The sequence below is a fragment of the Pseudomonas sp. 102515 genome (genome assembly GCF_031085165.1).
Classification (GTDB): Bacteria; Pseudomonadota; Gammaproteobacteria; order Pseudomonadales; family Pseudomonadaceae; genus Chryseomonas.
Window position 1 is genome coordinate 277,246 of the sequence record NZ_JAVHTY010000004.1, and the last position, 16,685, is coordinate 293,930.

The window sequence follows — 16,685 nt, forward strand, 5'->3', positions numbered from 1 at the left end:
CCCCCGACCTTGCGGCGGGGGCGAGGGGAGCCTTTGCCCATGAAAAGACACAACGCCCTGCAACTGCGCGGCGTCGGCAAGACCTTCGATGGCTTCCAGGCCTTGCAGGGAGCGGATTTCCTGGTGCGCTGGGGCGAGGTGCACGCGCTGCTCGGCGAGAACGGCGCGGGCAAGTCGACGCTGATGAACATCGCCGCCGGCCTCTATGCGCCGGAGACCGGCGAGTTGCTGGTGGACGACAACCCGGTGCGGCTGCGCGGTCCGGCGGACGCCGCCCGACTGCGCATCGGCATGGTCCACCAGCACTTCAAGCTGGTGCGGCCCTTCAGCGTCGCCGAGAACGTGTTGCTCGGCCTGCCGGCGGGCGCGGGCAGTCATCGAAGACGCCTGGCCGAGGTCAGCGAGCGTATCCGCCAGCAGGCGGCCGCCCTGGGTTTTGCCATCCGCCCGGAGCAGCGGGTGGCGGAGTTGTCCATCGCCGAGCAGCAGCGGGTGGAGATTCTCAAGGTGCTGCTGGCCGGCGCACGCATCCTCATCCTCGACGAGCCCACCGCGGTGCTCACCGATGGGGAGGGCGAGCGCCTGTTGCAGACCCTGCGCGCCCTGGCAGCGGAGGGCGCGGCCGTGGTGCTGGTGACCCACCGCATGCAGGATGCCCTGACCTACGCCGACCGCCTCACGGTGATGCGCGGCGGCCGCACCCTGCGCAGCCTGGACCCCGTCGAGGTGGCGGTGGACGAACTGGTGCGCCTCACCGTGGGTGACGCCCAGCCGCTCGCCGACACCCCGCGACGTGCCGCCGGGGCACCGCTGTTGACGGTGCGCGGCCTGCGCACCCCGGAACGCGGCGGGCGCCGCGCGCTGGATGGCATCGACCTGGAGCTGCGTGCCGGCGAGATCTATGGCATCGCCGGGGTCGGCGGCAACGGCCAGGGCGAACTGGCCGATGTGCTGATGGGCCTGCCACAGCCCTACGAGGGCGAGGTGCGGCTGGAAGGCTTCGGCAATCTGGCCGCGGCCGCCAGCGCCCGACGCCGCGACCTGCGCATCGCCGCCATTCCCGCCGACCGCTATGGCAGCGCCCTGGCCGGGTCCCTGTCGGTGGCCGACAACTTCGCCATCGGCGCGGTGCATGCCGGTCGCTTCGGTGGCTTCGCCCGCCTGGATCGCCGCGCTCAAGCAGAGGCCACCCAGGCGGCGGTGGCGCAATTCGATGTCCAGGGCGTGCGCTCGGTACGGCAGAAGGCGGCGCTGCTCTCCGGCGGCAATGCCCAGAAGCTGGTGATCGCCCGGGAATTCGGGCGCGAACCGCGCCTGGTACTGGCCCACAGTCCCAGCCGTGGGCTGGACGTCCGTGCCGGTGCCGAGGTGCAGGCGCGCCTGCTGGCCGCCCGCGAGGCCGGCGCCGCGGTGTTGCTGATCAGCGAAGACCTGGACGAGGTGCTGGCCCTCGCCGATCGCATCGGGGTGATGAGCGCCGGACGCCTCGTCGCCGAATTCCAGCGACCCGCCGATCGCCAGGCGATCGGCCATGCCATGGTGAATCATGCTTGAACCCCTGAGTTCTCCACTGCCCCAGGTCGATGCGCCGCGGCCACGGCAACCGCTGTTCAGCCGGCGCTACACCCTGGAAATCCGCCAGCAACTGGCCTGGCCCTGGCAGGCCCTGATCCTCGGCCTGGCGCTGCTGCTGGGCCTGGGCCTGTCGGCCGCCATCCTGGTGCTGGCCGGGGTGCCGGCTGGCGAGTTGCTCAACGAATTCGTGGTCGCCACCCTGTTCGATGCCCAGAGCCTGCAGGCCACCCTGTTCCAGGCCGCGCCGGTGATCCTGGTCGGTCTGGCCGGCTGCCTGGCCTTTCGCGCGCGCTTCTGGAACCTGGGCCTGGAAGGCCAGATGATCTGGGGCGCCATAGGCGCCACGGCGGTGTCGCTGTTCGAGATCGGTCCGGAGTCCCTGCGCCTGCCGCTGATGGTGGCGGCGGCGCTGCTCGGCGGCCTGCTCTGGGCGCTGGCGCCCTTGCTGCTCAAGCTGCGCCTGGGGGTGAACGAGATCATCGCCTCGCTGATGCTCAACTACATCGCCGCCAACTTCCTGCTGCACCTGGTGTTCGGTCCCTGGAAGGACCCGCGCGACGCCTTTCCCTATTCGCCGCTGTTCCGCCCCTTCGAGCGGCTGCCGGAGTTGCTGCCGGGGCTGAGCCTGGCGGTGCCCCTGGCGCTGCTGGTGGCGGTGCTGGCCTGGTGGTTCGTCGCCCTGAGTCGCGCCGGGTTGTACCTGAGATTCGTCGACGCCAACCTGCGGGTGGCCGGCGCCGTGGGCGTGCCAGTGCGCGCCACCATCCTCGCCACGGTGCTGGCCTCCGGCGCCCTGGCCGGGCTGGCCGGTTTCGTGGTGGCGGCGGGGCAGGAAGGGCGGCTGACCCAGTCCTTCTACCAGGGCTATGGCTTCTCCGGGATCCTCATCGCCTTCCTGGCGCGCAACAACCCCCTGGCCGCCGCCGTGGTGGCCCTGCTGGTGGCGACCCTGTTCGTCGCCGGGCGCAACCTGCAGGTGTTCTACCAGATCCCCTTCGCCATGGTGCAGCTGATCCAGGCACTGATCGTCATCTGCGTGGCGTCCTCGGATTTCTTCATCCGCCATCGGCTCAGACGCAGCCAGGGAGGTGCCGCTTGAACCTGCTCGCCAGCTGGCTGGGTAATGTCCCCGACTTCGCCATACCCTACGCTCTGGCGGCGCTGGGGCTGATCCTCACCGAAAGGTCCGGGGTGCTGGCCCTGCATGCCGAGGGCCTGATGCTGGTCGGCGCGCTGTTCGGCATCGGTGCGCAACTGGCCTTGGGCAATGCCGGCCTGGCGCTGCTGGCGGCCATGGGCGCGGCGGCGCTGGTCTCGCTGCTGTTCGCGGTCATGGTGATCTGGCTGCGCATCAACCAGGTGATCGCCGGCCTGACCCTGGTGTTCTTCTGCCAGGGGCTCACCGGGCTGCTCGGCACCCTCTGGGGCTGGACCAACCAGCCGGTGACCGGCCTGCCGGCGCTGGCGCTCTGGCCGCTCTCGGACCTGCCGCTGGTGGGGCGGCTGTTCCAGCAGAACCTGCTGGTCTACCTGACCCCGCTGATCTTCCTCGCGGTGATCGCCTGGCTCGAACGCACCACTCCCGGGCTGCGCCTGCGGGCGGTGGGCGAGAATCCGCAAGCGGCCGATGCCGCGGGTCTCTCGGTGGCCGGCTACCGGTTGCTGGCGATCCTCGCCGGCGCGGCCCTGGTGGGTCTGGCCGGCGGCTACATCGCCGTGCTCAGCACCAAGCTGTGGATCGCCGAGATGACCGGCGGCCGCGGCTGGATCGCCGTGGCCCTGGTGATCTTCGCCCGCTGGTCGCCCTGGCGCGCCCTGGCCGGGGCGTTGCTGTTCGGCTGCATCGAGGCGCTGATTCCGCAACTGGCCGCCGCTGGGGTGCGGCTGTCGCAATACTTCATCCTGATGGCGCCCTATGCCGTCACCCTGGGCGTGATGATCTGGGTCGCCCTGGCCGGGCGTGACCGCCTCAGCCAGCCCGGCGCCCTGGGCGAAGCCTATGTTCGCGAGGAGCGTCGATGAGCCTGCGTGCTTTCGTCTATGAAGAATCCCGCCTGCTGGCGCGGGCGGACTTCGCCGATTACCTGGACCCGGCCACCACCGCGGTGCTGTCCATCGACCTGCACCGCGGCCACCTGGACGCCTCGCCGGATTGTCCTTGCCCGGCGCCCCGCGCCCGCGAGCTGGTGGCGCCGGTGGACGCCTTCCACCGCCAGGCCCGTGCCCTGGGCGTGCGTATCGTCCATGTGAAATCGGTGCTGCGCGCCACTGGTGCCGATGACCTGGGCGGTATCCCCGCCGCCTGGCGGCGAACCTTTCCGCTGCACGTCGGCCCGATTCCCAATGCCGACGCCCATGCCCTGGAAGGCTCACCCTGGACCGAGCTGCTCACCGAGGTCCTGCCCGAGGATCTGCGGGTGGAAAACAAGCGGCGGCTGTCGGCCTTCTATCCCACCGACCTGGATTTCCTGCTGCGCAATCAGCGCATCACCACCGTGGTGCTGGATGGCGGCTTCACCGACTGCTGCGTGCTCAACACCGCCTTCGACGCCAGCAACCGCACCTACCGGGTGATCGTCCTGCGCGACCTGGTGCGGGGGACCGACGAAGGCCTGGAGCGGGCGGCGCTGAGCATGGTCTCCCTGCACCTGGGCCTGGTGATGGAGTCCCAGGATCTGCTCACGGCCTGGGGCGATGGCCGCGGCCTATCGGAGCCGTCGTAGGTTGGGTTGAGCGCAGCGAAGCCCAACGGTGCCCAAGGCCAGGTCCCGCGTGTCGGGCTTCGACGATGGAGCCGTCTTAGTCCAACCTGCCTGGGGGTTGAGGCCACCGTAGGTTGAGTTGCGCATCCAACGCATCAGGGCACCCTAGGCAACACCGTGAAGGCACGGAAGCGCTCCTTGAGATTGCCGGGGCGGGCGCCCTGCCAGAGCAGCTGCCAGCCCGGTGGTACCGCCACGGCTTCGTGCCATTCGTCCTGCACCACCAGCACCCTGCAGGGCACCTGTTGCAGAGCGGTCAGGTCCTGCGGGGGATAGCCGCTGTAGACGTGCAGCATGGAGCGCTCCGACTCGCCCAGGCCGTAGCTGGCCACGCAATCCGTCTGTGGCAGCACCCGCTGCAGTTCGGTGAAGGGCCGGGCATAGCTGTTGCCCAGGTCGACCCAGGGCAGCCAGAGGCTATTGGCCAGGCTCCAGCTCACGGTGAGGCCGACGAACCAGAGACCGCCAGGCGCCAGGCGTCCGTACAGCCCTAGCGCCAGGCTCCAGCCGATCAGCGCCAGCAGGGCGAGGGTCCAGGCCAGCGGACCTATTGAGAGTCGTTCGCCGAGCGGCAGATGGTCCCGGATCAGCACCGGCCAGGGCAGCGGCCAGCCCAGCGCCAGGCCGAAACCGCCCAGGGCCAGCAAGGCGATGACCGGCGTCCAGAAGGCCAGACCGAGGGTGCGCCCGAGGGCGGCGAGCGAGGGCGGTGGCTGCAGCCGCGCCGCCAGCAGCGCCAGCGCCGGAAACAGCGGCAGCAGATAGAGGCTGCGGAACACTGCCGACTTGAGCAGCACCGCCAGGCAGACGATCGCATAGAGCACCACCGTGGCCAGTCCCGGATGTCGGCCCAGGCGCTTCAAGGGGCTGCCGCCACGGCGATACAGCTGCCAGAGCGTGGCGCCGAGCAGGATCAGCCCGGTGGGGAAGGACAGCGCCAGCAGATCCGCCAGGCAGGAGACCAGGCCATCGGTATCGCTGTTGCGCGCCTCCAGGCCGAAGAAGCGGCCGATGTTGTTGGTCCACAGCCAGGTATGGAACAGCTCCGGCGCCTGGTGCCAGAGCAGCGTCGGCCAGAGCAGCAGCCAGGGCAGGGCGGCCAGGGCGGCGGCGAGCAGCCAGCGGCGACCTTCCGGCTCGACCAGCCGCCGCGGCCAGCAGAGCGCGCAGAGCAATCCGGTGAGGCCCAGCACTCCGGGCACCAGCAGGCCCTTGCTCATGAAGGCGATGCCCAGGCCGCTGCCAAACAGCAGGCCATGGCGCCAGGGACGGCGGTTGTCGTGCAGGTGCGCGGCCAGCCCGGCGAGGCCCAGGGTGGCGCCGGCCAGCTGGGGGACGTCGGCGATCAGCAGATGACTGTGCTGCACCATCCCGAGCATGCCCAGCAGGGCGAGCACGGCCTCGCGCCGGCGACCGGGCAGCAGTCGCTGGGTCAGCCAGGCGAGAGCGGCCAGGGTCACCAGCATCCAGCCCAGCACCGCCAGCCGCGCGCCGTCGGGCACACTCAGCCAGGGCGCTGTCAGTCGCGCGGCGAGGGCGCCGGTCCAGTACATCAGCGGCGGCTTTTCCATGAAGGGCGCGGTGCCGACCCGGGGGATCAGCCAGCCCGGGGTGGTGAGGAAATTCCACGCCATGCCGAAGGAGTAGGGCTCGTCGGCCTTCCACAGGCCACGACCGAACAGGCCGGCGAGCAGGTAGGCGGCCAGGCAGCCGATCAGCAAGGCCCGCTCCAGGCGCACGGCGCAGGGCGAGGCAGGGATAGGAGAGGAGGGCAAGGCAGTGACTCATGGCGGAATCCTGCCGGTATACGGGAGTTGGCTTAGAGGGGGCTTAAGGGGTTGGCGGGGGGATGACTGACGTAAGGGGCCAGGGGGCCAATCGCGGCCTTGGCGGGCCGTCGATGTGGCCCCTCCTACGGGTTGGATTGGGCGTGTAGGAGCGGCCCATGGCCGCGACTGCTTTTGGTACTTTGGCCCAGCTATTGGTACCTTGGCTGTTTATCGAGTGCTCGGATAGCTCTTGTTCCGCCTGGCCGGCGACTTACTTTTCTTTGCTCGTGCAAAGAAAAGTAAGCAAAAGAAAGCACGCCCCGACAGTTCGGCCCGGCACAAAGCGCCGGGTCCCCTCGCTCCGGCGCCGTGGCGGGGGCACGGCACGAAGGGGCGTCCTGCCCCTCGCGCCTTGCTCGGCGTCCTGCCTCGCAACCCCCCGCCACGACACCGGAACTCGGCCTCACTGACGGGGACGGGGTGCAAGTCTGATGCTTCGGTATCTACATGGACGGTTCATATTGATTCGTAGCGTGGAAAACCGCGCAGCGTTTTCCACGGGCGGATACCGACGCTATCAGTGGACAAGGCTCCGCCGTTGTCCACGCTACGGACGGTTATAGCTCTTCAACCAACACTTTCAGGCTGGCGAAGCGCCCCGTTCAGGAGGGCGAACGCCAACGTCGTGGAGTGGGTCGAGCCGCATGGATACGGCGAGAGGCCTAACGGGCCATGGACGGCCCGTGTAGGCCGACCCCGGAGCGGCGCTGGCGTGAGCGGACCCGAAGCGCAGCGGAGGGCCGGATGGTGGGGCAAGCGTTTTTGGTTACTTTTGTCCGGGGCGCGCAGCCGCGACTGGCGAAAGTGACTCGCCCGAGGGGGCGAAACAAAATCCATCCGAGCACTCGATAAGCAAATAGGGCACTGATAAACCACGGCATCACGGCAAACTCCGCGTTGGGCTTCGCTCCGCTCAACCCAACCTACGAAGCCGCCTGGCAAGCCTCAGGCCAGGTGCTGCAACCGTTCCACCAGCTGCGCATGCAGCTGCGGATCGCCGCAGGCGAGGATGGCGCCGCCCTGTTGGGCATCGCCGCCATCCCAGGCGGTCATGCGGCCGCCGGCGCCTTCGATGATGGGGATCAGCGCCTGGACGTCGTAGGGCTGCAGGCCCGCTTCGATGATGACGTCGACGAAGCCCGAGGCGAGCATGCAGTAGGCGTAGCAGTCGCCGCCGAAGCGGGCCAGCTGCACCTCGGCGGCCACGGCGTCGAAGGCGGCCAGGCGCTCGGGGGTATCGAAGATGTCGCGGCTGGTGCACATCAACCGCGCCTGGGCCAGGTTGGCACAGGCACGGGTGCGCAGGGCCGCACCGTTGCGCCAGGCGCCGGCCGGGGTGCCCAGGTAGCGCTCGCCGGTGAAGGGCTGGTTCATCACCCCGATCACCGGACGGCTGCCGTCGTTGAGCGCCACCAGGGTGCCCCACAGCGGCAGGCCGGTGATGAAGGCACGGGTGCCGTCGATGGGGTCGAGCACCCAGCTCAGGGGACTGCTGCCGGCGACGTTCTCCTCTTCCTCGCCGAGGATGCCGTGATCCGGGTGCTCGGCGTGGATGAGTTCGCGCATGGCCCGTTCGGCGGCCTTGTCGGCGATGGTCACCGGGTCGTAGCGGCGACCGGCGACGGCCGCGTCGCCCTTGTCGTCCACCGCCAGCTGGGCGCGGAAGTAGGGCTGGATGGCCACGGCGGCGGCATCGGCCAGGCGCTCGGCGAAGCGTTCGTAGTAGGAAATCTCGGCAGCGGTCAGGCTCATGCTCATTTCACCAGGCGGGCGTCGAGGCTGTTCTGCGCCAGGCGTCGGGCCTGCTCCTGGGTCATGCCCAGGCCTTCGTGCAGGGCCATGAAGTTTTCGGTGACGTAGCCGCCGAAGTAGGCCGGATCGTCCGAATTGACGGTGACCTTGAGGCCGCGGTCGAGCATCTTGAGGATGGTGTGCTGACTCATGTCGTCGAACACGCAGAGCTTGGTGTTGGACAGCGGGCAGACGGTGAGCGGGATCTGCTGGTCGACCAGACGGGCCATCAGGCGCTCGTCCTCGAAGGCGCGCACGCCGTGGTCGATACGCACCACGCCGAGCTGGTCGAGGGCTTCCCAGATGTACTCCGGCGGACCTTCCTCGCCGGCGTGGGCGACGGCCGGAAAGCCTTCGGCGCGGGCGCGGGCGAAGACGCGCTTGAACTTGCTCGGCGGATGACCCTTTTCCGAGCTGTCCAGGCCGACGGCGACGAAGTGGTCGCGGAACGGCAGCGCCTGGTCCAGGGTGGCCTGGGCGGCGTCTTCGGACAGGTGACGCAGGAAGCTCAGGATCAGCCCGCTGGTCACGCCTAGCTGCTGCTCGCCGTCGCTCAGCGCCTGGGTGATGCCGCGCACCACCACCTCGAAGGGAACACCGCGATCGGTGTGGGTCTGGGGATCGAAGAAGGGCTCGGTGTGGATGACGTTCTGCTCCTGGCACTTGAGCAGATAGGCCCAGGTCAGGTCGTAGAAGTCCTGCTCGGTGCGCAGCACGTCGGCACCGGCGTAGTAGAGGTCGAGGAATTCCTGCAGGTTGCCGAAGTTGTAGGCGGCGCGCAGGGCTTCGACATCGCCCCAGGGCAGGGCGACGCCATGGCGCTCAGCCAGCTTGAACAGCAGCTCGGGCTCCAGGGTGCCTTCCAGGTGCAGGTGCAATTCGGCTTTGGGGAGGGCGTTGAGCCAGTCGTACATGGGAGCCTCGGGATAGCTTGAATCGGAAAAAGATGGACGATTGTCGCACGCTTTGCCGGGTTTTCCGCAGGCATCCGGGTTCCCGCTGACCGATGTACGGTGGCTTCGTCGGTCAGAAATTCCCAGCATTCCACGCTTTGGGCCAGCAAAAGGCCATAACACCTGCATTGGGTCCGGATCTGACTACAATCGGGACGCATGGCTCCAAACACCAGGCGTGAGGTATCCGTGCAGACCGTTCAGGATTACGTTGGCGGCAAGAACAACAATCTCAATCTGATTCGCATGATCGCGGCGCTCGCCGTGGTCTTCAGCCACAGTTTCGCCATCTCCAGTGGCACCGCCACGGCGGAACCCGGGCGCGAGAGCCTGGGCATGACGCTCGGCGACATCGCGGTCGACATTTTCTTCATCACCAGCGGTTTCCTGGTCACCAAGAGTCTGCTCAGCCGCGCCGACATCATCGATTTCGTCTGGGGCCGTGCCCTGCGCGTGGTGCCGGGGCTGCTGGTGATGCTGATGCTGACGGTGCTCGGCCTCGGCGCCTGGCTGACCCGGGCGCCGCTGCAGGATTATCTGAGCGATCCCCAGACCTGGTTCTATCTGCTGAAGAACACCGGGCTGATCGCCGGCGCCGAATTCGACTTGCCCGGGCTGTTCGAGGGCAATCCGCTGCAGACCATCGTCAATGGCTCGCTGTGGACGCTGCCCTTCGAGGTGGGCATGTACGGCGCCCTGGCGCTGCTGTGGCTGGCCGTGCTCTGGCTGCGCCTGGACAGCCGGCACTTCCAGCGCGCCATCCTGCTGTTCGCCGCGGGCGCGGCCCTGTTCAAGCTGTTCGCCTACTATTTCTTCGCCAGCGAATCGCACCTGCTGCGGCTGTTCCAGATGTTCTTTCTCGGCGGCGCCTTCTATGTGCTGCGCGGCTACATCCCCCTGTCGCGCGCGTTATTCGTCGCCGCCGTGGCGCTGCTGGCGGTGGCCACCCCCGACCGTGACAGCTTCTTCCTGGTCTACAACCTGACGCTGGGCTATGTGCTGCTCTACCTCGCCTTCGTCCCGGGCGGGCGCATCCGTGCCTTCAACGAGGTGGGCGACTATTCCTATGGCCTCTACATCTACTCCTTCCCGGTGCAGCAGACCCTGGCGGCGGTGATCCCCGGCATCGAGGCCTGGACCCTGGTGCTGCTCTCCATCGGCATCACCCTGCCGCTGGCAGTGGTGTCCTGGTTCCTGGTCGAGCGCCATGCCCTGGGCTATCGCCAGGCTTGCGCCACGGGCACCAAGGCGGTGTGGAAGCGCCTGGTTCCGCGCGCCCGGGTTGGCTGAGGGGGAGCCGCGCGGGCGATCGCGGCAGGGCTGTATCGAGGTGCGAGCGTTTTGCCCTCTACGGCGGTCGTAACAGGGCATTGCTCAACCAAGGACGCCCCTTTCCATGCTCGCCGCCCTCAAAGACGAATCCCTGCTGCTGGTCGCCATCGGCGCCACGGTGCTGGCCTATGTGTTCGAACACGCCCTGCTCGGCGGTGGCCAGACCCTGGCGCTGATCGCGGCCGGCGGTCTGATCGCCGCCATCATCTGCGCGGCCATGCGCGTGGCCCACCATGCCGAACTGCTGGCGGAAAAGGTCGGCGACCCCTACGGCACCATGATCCTGACCCTCTCCGCCGTGCTGGTGGAGGTGATCATCCTGGCGATCATGATGAGCCACGACCATTCGCCGACCCTGGCCCGCGACACCATCTATGCCGCGGTGATGCTGGACATGAACGGCATCATCGGCCTGGCCGCGCTGCTCGGTGGCCTCAAGCACGGCGAACAGCCCTACAATGACGACTCCAGCCGCAGCTATGGGGTGATGATCATCACCGCGGTGAGCATCTCCATGCTGGTGCCGGAATTCATTCCCTCGGCCCAGTGGCACGTCTATTCCTTCTTCACCATCGGCGCCATGGCGCTGCTCTACACCCTGTTCCTGCGCATGCAGACCGGTCCGCACAGCTACTTCTTCAGCTACAACTACCCGGACAAGAAGCGCAAGCGTCCGGCGGTCGAGGGCGAAGCGGCTGATGCGGGCCATGGCGAAAACAGCGCCACCCTGTCCATCGCCATGCTGATCGTCGGCATCGTCGCCACCGGGGCCCTGGCCGAGGTGATGTCCAAGTCGCTGGATACCGGTCTGGAAGGCCTGGCCGTGCCAGCGCTGGTCCCCGCACTGGTGGTGGCGGTGATCTCCGCCAGCCCCGAGATCCTCACCGCGCTGCGCGCGGCCATGGCCAATCGCATGCAGTCGGTGATCAACATCGCCCTGGGCGCCAGCCTGTCCACCGTGATCCTCACCGTGCCGGTGGTGGAGGCCATCGCCCTGTACAATGGCCAGCCCATCCAGATGGCCATGACCCCGGTGCAGACGGTGATGATGGCCGTGACCCTGATCGTCGCCGCCATCAACCTCAACGATGGCGAAACCAACGCCATCGAGGGCATGACCCACTTCGTGCTGTTCGGCACCTTCATCATGCTGACCATTCTCGGTCTCTAGGGACGCGTCATGATCGACAGCGAGGTCATCAGCAACTACGGCTACGGGGCCGCCGTCCTGGGCGCCCTGATCGAGGGCGACGGCGTGGCCATCCTGGCCGGCATCGCCGCGCGCCACGGCTATCTGCTGTTTCCGCTCACGGCCGTCTGCGTGGCCCTGGGCGGCTTCATCGGCGACCAGACGCTGTTCTTTCTCGGGCGTCGCTACGGCGACAGCATCCTCGGTCGCTTCAGGCGCCAGCAGGCGCGCATCGACTGGCTGCGCGGCCGCATCCATCGTCACGAAGCGCTGTGGATCATCGGCATCCGCTTCGCCTACGGCTTCCGCCTGATCGGCCCGCTGCTGATCGGCGCCAGCGGCGTACGTCCGCGGCGCTTCCTGTTCTACAACATCATTGGGGCGCTGCTCTGGGGCTTCGTCATGACCGGCATCGGTTATGCGGTGGGCGAGATCCTGCGGGATTTCTTCGCCGAGCATCATGTGTCGAAGCGGTGGCTGGTCGCGGCGGCGATCTGCGTGGTGGTGCTGTTCATTGGCGCCCGCGCCATCCTGCGGCGGCGGGAGGGGGTGTAGGGGGAAGGCGGCTGCGTAGGTTGGGTTGAGCGCAAGCGAAGCCCAACGCTTTGGGCTATTGGTGCCCTAGCTGATCATTGAGCCCTGCTGGCATTACTTGTTTCACCTGGCCGGCGACTTACTTTTCTTTGCTTGTGCAAAGAAAAGTAAGCAAAAGAAAGCACACCCCACGCTTCGGCCCTCCGCTGCGCTCCGGGTCCCCTCGCTCCGGTGCCGCTCCAGGGGCACGGCACGAAGGGGCATCCTGCCCCTCGCGCCTCGCTCGGCGTCCTGCCTCGCATCCCCCTCCACGACACCTACACTCGGCCTCACTTACGGGGACGGGACGCAAGCCTTTCGGTTAGGTGTTCATAGGTTGTAGCGTGGAAAACCGCGCAGCGTTTTCCACTGGTAGGCATCATGGCCATGCTCAGTGGACAAGGCTTCGCCGTTGTCCACGCTACGAGCTACGAGCTACGAGCTACGAGCTACGAGCTACAGGTTTTTGTGGCTCTTCAACTAACACTTTCAGGCGCGCGAATCGCCCCGTTCAGGAGGGCGAACGCCAGTGTCGTGGAGTGGGTCGAGCCGCCTGGATGCGGCGAGAGGTCCAGTGGGCCATGGACGGCCCATCTGGACCGACCACGGAACGGCGCTGGCGTGAGCGAAACGTAGCGAAGCGAATCACCCGGAGCGCAGCGTAGGGCCGGATGGTGGGGCAAGCGTTTTTGCTTACTTTTTTCGCGTTTGAAAAAAGTGAGTCGCCCGGGTGGGCGAAACAAGAGCCAAAAGCAGACCGTGATAAACAGCTAGGGAACCTATAACTCTAACCGCAATCCGTTGGGCTTCGCTCCGCTCAACCCAACCTGCCCGCCAACCCATCTCCCCAACGAAGAAGGCGCCCTGAGGCGCCTTCTTCAAACTAAACCAATCCTCAAGTCAGACCTTGACGATCCAACCCTCCGGCGCCGGCTTGTCGCCGGTCTGGATACCGGTCAGTTCTTCATACAGCTTGCGCGTCACCGGGCCGACGTCGGTCAGGCTGTGGAAGACGTGCAGCTTCTCGCCGTACTGGATGCCGCCGATGGGGGTGATGACCGCCGCGGTGCCGCAGGCGCCGGCTTCGACGAACTGGTCGAGCTGGTCGATATGGACGTCGCCCTCGACCACTTCCAGGTTCAGCCGCTCGCGCGCCAGGTCCATCAGCGACATGCGGGTCACGCCCGGCAGCACCGACTCGGAACGCGGGGTGACGAACTTGCCGTCGCCGGTGATGGCGAAGAAGTTGGCCGAACCGACTTCCTCGATCTTGCTGTGGGTCAGGGGGTCCAGGTAGATGCAGTCGGCGAAGCCTTCGGCCTTGGCCTGGGCGCCGGGCATCAGGCTGGCGGCGTAGTTGCCGCCGACCTTGGCGGCGCCGGTGCCCTGGGGCGCGGCGCGGTCGTAGCCGGAGATCACGAAGTTGTGCGGGGTCATGCCGCCCTTGAAGTAGGCGCCGACCGGGATGCCGAACACCACGAAGTGGAACTCGGGGGCGGTGCGCACACCGATGTTGTCACCCACGCCGATGACGAAGGGGCGCAGGTAGAAGGCGCCGCCGGTGCCGTGGGGCGGAATCCAGGCCTCGTTGGCCTTGACCACCTGCTGGCAGGCGTCGATGAACATCTCGGTGGGGACCGGCGGCATTAGCAGGCGGGCGCAGCTCCTGTGCATGCGCGCGGCGTTGCGGTCGGGGCGGAACAGGTTGATGGAGCCGTCCTGGCAGCGATAGGCCTTGAGGCCTTCGAAGCACTGCTGGCCGTAGTGAATGGCCGTGGAGCCTTCGCTGATGTGCAGCTGGTTGTCGCGAGTCAGCTCGCCGGGTCCCCAGCTGCCGTTGCGATAGGTGGCGATATAGCGGAAGTCGGTCTTGATGTAGTCGAAACCGAGGGTCTTCCAATCGATGTCCGCAGCGCTCATAGATCCTCGCAGTGCTCTCCGGCGGCTAGGCCGGTCGTTTCGTGGTCGGGCCGTGCGCCTCGCCGGCGACGGTTCAAGGGGATGGACGAGACGGGCTCGTCGCTAGGTTCTGTATGAAAAGTCGCCGAGCGAAGGTCAGGCAAGGCGAAAATCGGCGAGGAAGCGGAGTTCACGAGTGGTAAATGAGCATTCCGAGCTGATTTTTAACGCAGCATCACCGAGCGCAGGCACTTTTCGTACAGAGCCTAGACTGTGAAAGATACCGCTTATCCGGACCTCTGGGGGCACCTTTCAGCCAATCGGGTCTCCAAAGTCTGAAGCTGGCCCTTTGCCGCCTTCGCCTGCTGCCTCAGGCTAGACGCCGGGGTCATCACCAGGAGCTCGTTTTGAAAACAACGATGGCGTTGCTGGGTGCCTTGACCCTGCCAACGCTTACGGCGCAGGCCGCCGGTATCTTCACCGATGGATTCGACGCAGCGCTCAATCGCCGGGTCATCGAATGGCGGGGCGCGCCCTCGCCGGAAGGCATCGTCTTCAGCGTCATCGCCAGTCAGTTCAAGACCAGTGCCGGCAATGCCACCACCGATTTCCGCACGCAGCTCTCCACCTTTGGCGACAAGGTGCGCTTCCATGGCTGCAGCGCCAGTCGCTGGGAGATGAACGGCCAGATCTACCTGCCGCTCAAGGGCCAGTACCGCATGGCCGGGCTGGACGAGCGCTATGGTGAATACTTCGTCGCCCAGCCCACCCGCCAGGACCTGGAGTGGGTGGCCATGAACACCCGCGTTCACTATCGCCTCTGCCGCCTGCGCGAAACCCTGACAGCCGAGGACCTGCAGGGCCTGCGCTGGGTGTTGCAGGCGGCGGAGGCGAATTAGTCGGGGCTAGTCGAAGCGGGTGATGACGGTGACCCCGGTGCCTGCGAAGCTGTCCAGGTGCATCAGCGCCGCGCTGGACTCGGCCAGGCTGATCTCGCGGCCGATCAGCTTCTCCGGGGCCAGGGTGCCCTGGCGCAGCATGGCCATCAGCACATCGTAGCGATGGGCCTGCATGCCATGGCTGCCGAGGATCTCCAGCTCCCGGGCGATGACCAGGTTCATCGGCAGCGCCGGGGTCGCCTGGTCGCCCAGCAGCAACCCGACCTGGACGTGCCTGCCGCGCTTGCGCAGGCAGGCGATGGAGTTGCAGCAGGTGGTGGGGTGACCCAGGGCGTCGAGGGAAACGTGAGCACCACCCCCGGTCAGTTCCTGCACCGCTTCGGGCACGCTGGCCACCTGGGTGGCCTCTAGCGTCGCCACCGCGCCGAGGCGGCGCGCCAGGGCCAGCTTGTCGGCGGTGATGTCGATGGCCACCACCTGGGCGCCCAGGGCGCGGGCGATCATGATCGCCGAGAGGCCGACGCCGCCGCAGCCGTGCACCGCCACCCACTGGCCGGCGCTGACCCGGCCCTGATCGACCACCGCGCGAAAGGCCGTCGCGAAACGACAGCCCAGGCTCGCCGCCGTGGCGAAATCCAGCTGCTCGGGCAGGGCGACCAGGTTGAGATCGGCCTGGTGGATGCCGACGTACTGGGCGAAAGACCCCCAGTGGGTGAAGCCGGGCTGGAATTGGTGATCGCAGACCTGCTGGTGACCGGCATGGCACTGGGGACAGGCGCCGCAGCCGCCGACGAAGGGCACCGTCACCCGGTCGCCAATGCGCCAGCGGGTGACGTCCCTGCCCACCGCCTCCACCACCCCGGCCAGCTCGTGACCCGGCACATGGGGCAGCTCGATGTCGCTGTCGTGACCGACCCAGCCATGCCAGTCGCTGCGGCAGACGCCGGTGGCCATGACCTTGAGCACGACGCCGTGGGGCTCGGGGGTGGGGTCTGCGACCGTGGTCAGGCGGGGTGGCGCGGAAAAGGCTTCATAGACGACGGCTTGCATGGCGGGTCCTCGGGCTGGATGACGACTCCAGTATGGCAAGCCGCGCGAAGTTAGCCTGTCCGCTTGCCGGTGCTGCCGGCGGACGTGCCGCCCAGCTAGCCCGCCAGGGCCTGCACGTCCTGCCAGGTGGCCGGCGCCTCGTCGCCCAGCGCCTGCACCAGGGCGGCCTTGAGTCGGCAATCGGGCAGGGCGCGATGGGTTTCCTGTACGGCGACGCCCTGCTGGCGGGCGGCCATGGCCAGGGACTTGCGGCGCCAGCCGTCCTGGCTGCGACTGTTCAGACTCGGCTCCTGCCAGAAGTGCGCATAGAGCTGCATCAGGCAGTGCAGACGGGTGCCATCCACCAGTTGCACCGGTGGCGTCTCCCGTTCCAGTTCCGGCGGCAGGGCCTGGCCGTGGCGGCGGGCATTGTGGGCCAGCAGGCGATAGTCGAAGGCCATGCCATAGGCCAGTACGGTGCGGCCCTGCAACAGTGGCCAGAGGGCGGCGAACACTTCGGGAAAGCGCGGCGCCTGGGCCAGGTGGGCATCGGTCAGGCCGTGGATCAGGGTCGCCTCGCGGGGTACGGCGATGCTCGGGCGGACCAGGGTATCGAGCAGCACCCGGCCGCTGAGGGTCATGATCGCGACCTCGATCAGCTGGGCATCCTCGCCCAGACCGGTCGCCTCGGTATCCAGCACCAGGACGTCCTGCTCCAGCCAGCGACGTGCCTGCTCGCGCACCCGTGCTTGCTGGGCGTTGTAGCGGGGGGAGACAGCGCTGGAAAAAGACGACGACAACGGATTCATACACGGCCTGACAGCTGAAACCAAGGGTGCGCCCAGGAACCGAAC

14 protein-coding genes are annotated in these 16,685 nt (G+C 67.4%); 8 read left to right on the top strand and 6 right to left on the bottom strand.

The window, feature by feature from the left end:
* The first annotated feature begins 39 nt into the window (after positions 1 to 39).
* From RCF34_RS16915 to RCF34_RS16930, 4 genes are read left to right on the top strand one after another with little or no spacing between them, the layout of a single operon-like run.
* Entirely contained in the window at positions 40 to 1,554 is a 1,515-nt protein-coding gene (locus RCF34_RS16915; protein WP_308709209.1) for an ABC transporter ATP-binding protein, read from the top strand.
* Positions 1,547 to 2,674 carry an ABC transporter permease gene (locus tag RCF34_RS16920; RefSeq protein WP_308709210.1) on the top strand — a complete coding sequence of 376 codons (1,128 nt, stop codon included), beginning with the start codon at positions 1,547 to 1,549 and terminating at the stop codon, positions 2,672 to 2,674. The genes RCF34_RS16915 and RCF34_RS16920 overlap by 8 nt, the downstream gene beginning before the upstream one ends.
* Positions 2,671 to 3,597 (top strand): ABC transporter permease, encoded by a 927-nt coding sequence (locus tag RCF34_RS16925; RefSeq protein WP_308709211.1) that lies wholly within the window; start codon positions 2,671 to 2,673, stop codon positions 3,595 to 3,597. The genes RCF34_RS16920 and RCF34_RS16925 overlap by 4 nt, the downstream gene beginning before the upstream one ends.
* The gene (locus RCF34_RS16930) at positions 3,594 to 4,298 is read left to right on the top strand and encodes an isochorismatase family cysteine hydrolase (protein ID WP_308709212.1); all 705 of its coding nucleotides are present in this window, start codon (positions 3,594 to 3,596) and stop codon (positions 4,296 to 4,298) included. The genes RCF34_RS16925 and RCF34_RS16930 overlap by 4 nt, the downstream gene beginning before the upstream one ends.
* A gap of 134 nt (positions 4,299 to 4,432) precedes the next feature.
* Here RCF34_RS16930 and RCF34_RS16935 read toward each other — a convergent pair whose 3' ends face one another.
* From RCF34_RS16935 to RCF34_RS16945, 3 genes are all read right to left on the bottom strand, one after another.
* Complete coding sequence (locus RCF34_RS16935; protein ID WP_308709213.1) at positions 4,433 to 6,112, bottom strand: glycosyltransferase family 39 protein; 1,680 nt, start codon at positions 6,110 to 6,112, stop codon at positions 4,433 to 4,435.
* A 999-nt stretch (positions 6,113 to 7,111) separates the two neighbouring features.
* Positions 7,112 to 7,918 (bottom strand): histidinol-phosphatase, encoded by an 807-nt coding sequence (hisN, locus tag RCF34_RS16940; RefSeq protein ID WP_308709214.1) that lies wholly within the window; start codon positions 7,916 to 7,918, stop codon positions 7,112 to 7,114.
* Positions 7,919 to 7,920: 2 nt separating this feature from the next.
* Positions 7,921 to 8,871, bottom strand: a complete 951-nt coding sequence (locus RCF34_RS16945) for an adenosine deaminase (protein ID WP_308709215.1) — start codon at positions 8,869 to 8,871, stop codon at positions 7,921 to 7,923.
* A 228-nt stretch (positions 8,872 to 9,099) separates the two neighbouring features.
* On the opposite strand from RCF34_RS16945, the gene RCF34_RS16950 reads away from it, so the two are divergent.
* From RCF34_RS16950 to RCF34_RS16960, 3 genes are all read left to right on the top strand, one after another.
* On the top strand, positions 9,100 to 10,200 hold the full coding sequence (locus RCF34_RS16950; protein ID WP_308709216.1) for an acyltransferase: 1,101 nt from the start codon (positions 9,100 to 9,102) through the stop codon (positions 10,198 to 10,200).
* 106 nt (positions 10,201 to 10,306) lie between these two features.
* Positions 10,307 to 11,413: a calcium:proton antiporter gene (locus RCF34_RS16955; RefSeq protein ID WP_308709217.1), complete on the top strand. Its 1,107-nt coding sequence runs from the start codon at positions 10,307 to 10,309 to the stop codon at positions 11,411 to 11,413.
* 9 nt (positions 11,414 to 11,422) lie between these two features.
* Positions 11,423 to 11,986, top strand: a complete 564-nt coding sequence (locus tag RCF34_RS16960; protein WP_308709218.1) for a DedA family protein — start codon at positions 11,423 to 11,425, stop codon at positions 11,984 to 11,986.
* A gap of 918 nt (positions 11,987 to 12,904) precedes the next feature.
* On the opposite strand, the gene RCF34_RS16965 is transcribed toward RCF34_RS16960, so the two are convergent.
* The gene (locus tag RCF34_RS16965; protein ID WP_133861416.1) at positions 12,905 to 13,924 is read right to left on the bottom strand and encodes a branched-chain amino acid aminotransferase; all 1,020 of its coding nucleotides are present in this window, start codon (positions 13,922 to 13,924) and stop codon (positions 12,905 to 12,907) included.
* Between the two features lie 386 nt (positions 13,925 to 14,310).
* Between RCF34_RS16965 and RCF34_RS16970 the strand changes: the two genes are divergently transcribed.
* Positions 14,311 to 14,802, top strand: coding sequence for a hypothetical protein (locus tag RCF34_RS16970; protein WP_308709219.1), 492 nt, complete (start codon positions 14,311 to 14,313; stop codon positions 14,800 to 14,802).
* Between the two features lie 6 nt (positions 14,803 to 14,808).
* Here the strand turns inward: RCF34_RS16970 and RCF34_RS16975 are convergent, their stop codons facing one another.
* Both RCF34_RS16975 and RCF34_RS16980 read right to left on the bottom strand, forming a co-directional pair.
* On the bottom strand, positions 14,809 to 15,852 hold the full coding sequence (locus tag RCF34_RS16975) for a zinc-dependent alcohol dehydrogenase family protein (RefSeq protein ID WP_308709220.1): 1,044 nt from the start codon (positions 15,850 to 15,852) through the stop codon (positions 14,809 to 14,811).
* 95 nt (positions 15,853 to 15,947) lie between these two features.
* Positions 15,948 to 16,640 carry a 3'-5' exonuclease gene (locus RCF34_RS16980; protein ID WP_308709221.1) on the bottom strand — a complete coding sequence of 231 codons (693 nt, stop codon included), beginning with the start codon at positions 16,638 to 16,640 and terminating at the stop codon, positions 15,948 to 15,950.
* Positions 16,641 to 16,685: the final 45 nt, after the last annotated feature.

What these genes read in the sequence shown, in the direction of transcription:
- RCF34_RS16915 (WP_308709209.1), top strand. Translation starts at nt 40, where the DNA reads ATGAAAAGACACAACGCCCTGCAACTGCGCGGCGTCGGCAAGACCTTC.
- RCF34_RS16920 (WP_308709210.1), top strand. Translation starts at nt 1,547, where the DNA reads ATGCTTGAACCCCTGAGTTCTCCACTGCCCCAGGTCGATGCGCCGCGG.
- RCF34_RS16930 (WP_308709212.1), top strand. Translation starts at nt 3,594, where the DNA reads ATGAGCCTGCGTGCTTTCGTCTATGAAGAATCCCGCCTGCTGGCGCGG.
- hisN (WP_308709214.1), bottom strand. Translation starts at nt 7,918, where the DNA reads ATGAGCCTGACCGCTGCCGAGATTTCCTACTACGAACGCTTCGCCGAG.
- RCF34_RS16945 (WP_308709215.1), bottom strand. Translation starts at nt 8,871, where the DNA reads ATGTACGACTGGCTCAACGCCCTCCCCAAAGCCGAATTGCACCTGCAC.
- RCF34_RS16955 (WP_308709217.1), top strand. Translation starts at nt 10,307, where the DNA reads ATGCTCGCCGCCCTCAAAGACGAATCCCTGCTGCTGGTCGCCATCGGC.
- RCF34_RS16960 (WP_308709218.1), top strand. Translation starts at nt 11,423, where the DNA reads ATGATCGACAGCGAGGTCATCAGCAACTACGGCTACGGGGCCGCCGTC.
- RCF34_RS16965 (WP_133861416.1), bottom strand. Translation starts at nt 13,924, where the DNA reads ATGAGCGCTGCGGACATCGATTGGAAGACCCTCGGTTTCGACTACATC.
- RCF34_RS16975 (WP_308709220.1), bottom strand. Translation starts at nt 15,852, where the DNA reads ATGCAAGCCGTCGTCTATGAAGCCTTTTCCGCGCCACCCCGCCTGACC.
- RCF34_RS16980 (WP_308709221.1), bottom strand. Translation starts at nt 16,640, where the DNA reads ATGAATCCGTTGTCGTCGTCTTTTTCCAGCGCTGTCTCCCCCCGCTAC.